This window comes from Gluconacetobacter sacchari (assembly GCF_014174255.1).
Taxonomy (GTDB): Bacteria; Pseudomonadota; Alphaproteobacteria; order Acetobacterales; family Acetobacteraceae; genus Gluconacetobacter; species Gluconacetobacter sacchari.
The window spans coordinates 1-1495 of sequence record NZ_JABEQJ010000087.1 but is presented as its reverse complement, the minus strand read 5'-3'; the positions used below and the strand labels follow the sequence as shown (position 1 = coordinate 1495).

Annotated in this window: 1 pseudogene; it reads right to left on the bottom strand. The window is 62.9% G+C overall.

The window, feature by feature from the left end:
- Positions 1-110: 110 nt before the first annotated feature.
- Positions 111-1394 (bottom strand): annotated as a pseudogene (locus HLH48_RS22745) (error-prone DNA polymerase); the annotation flags it as partial.
- Positions 1395-1495: the final 101 nt, after the last annotated feature.

The following is a 1495-nucleotide window of genomic DNA, read 5'->3' as shown; positions in this document are numbered from 1 at the left end:
CCACCATGCCCCGGTCGTTTCGCGTCGTTCTTCAGGTCGTTCCTCATCGTGACACCTCCGCACGTTCCTCATGTGCTTATCGAGTGTCTCAAAAAACCGGGAGGCGGGAGACCGGTGAATTTGAAGGTGGCCATCGAGCGACGAAGCTGGTCCGCCTCTCCGGGCGTGAAGCCCGCGCAATGGATCGCGACCTGCATCGCCTGCTCCTGGAACAGCGGCACGCCAAGGGTCTTCCCGAGAATGGCTTCGAGGGCTGGCGAGGGGCAATCGGGGTCTTCCAGTCCCTCGCGCCGACGGAGATAGGGATGAACCATGTCGCCCTGGATCGGCCCAGGCCGGACGATCGCCACCTGCACGACCAGGTCATAGAAGGTCTTCGGCTTCAGGCGCGGCAACATCGACATCTGCGCCCGGCTCTCGATCTGGAATGTGCCGAGTGTGTCCGCCCGGGAGATCATGGCATAGGTCCTGGCATCCTCGGGCGGGATGGCGGCGATATCCATCCTGATCCCGAAGCGGTCGTCGAGCAGCTCGAAACACCGACGCAGGCACCCCAGCATCCCGAGGCCGAGTATGTCGACCTTCATGAAGCGCAGGACGTCGATATCGTCCTTGTCCCAGGTGATGATCTGCCGGTCCTCCATGGCGGTCGGCTGGACCGGCACCAACTCGTCGAGCCTGTCGCGAGTCAACACGAAGCCGCCCGGATGCGTACCGAGCTGCCGGGGAAAGCCGATCAACTGGCGGGCCAGATGCAACGTCAGCGCCAGTCGGCGATCGCGCAGGTCAAGATTGATTTCCTGTGCCCGGGCCTGCAGCAGATCGGGATCGTCCAGCACGGAGCCGAGATGCTTGGCCATCTGCGCGGTCAGATCGTCCGCAAGTCCGAGCACCTTGCCGACCTCGCGCAGCGCGCCGCGTGGCTGGTAACGCATCACCGTCGCGCACAGAGCGGCGTGGCTCCGCCCGTAACGCCGATAGATCCACTGGATCACCTCCTCCCGTCGGTCGCTTTCGAAATCGACATCGATGTCGGGCGGCTCGTTCCGCTCGGCCGACACGAATCGCTCGAACAGCAGACCACTGCGGACGGGATCGATCGCGGTAACGGCCAGCACATAGCAGACTGCGGAATTGGCGGCAGACCCGCGCCCTTGGCAGACGATGCCGAGCGAGCGCGCGTACTGGACGATCGTGTTCACGGTCAGGAAATAAGGTGCGTAATCCAGCCGTCCGATCAAATCCAGCTCGTGCTTGATCTGCGCCAGAACGCTTTTCGGCGTGCCGGCGGGATACCGGCGCGGCAGGGCTTCGCGGACCAGGCGCGTGAGTGTCGCTTGCGGCGTTTCTCCGGCGACCTCGCTTTCGGCCGGGTATTGATACTTTAGCCCATCTTATTCACGGGGTTGGTCGAGATTGGGCGGCGGGTATCGCCTAAGCTTTTGATTGGGTTTACGAATTGGGTGTCAAAACCATCCGTTTCTCCGATCACGCC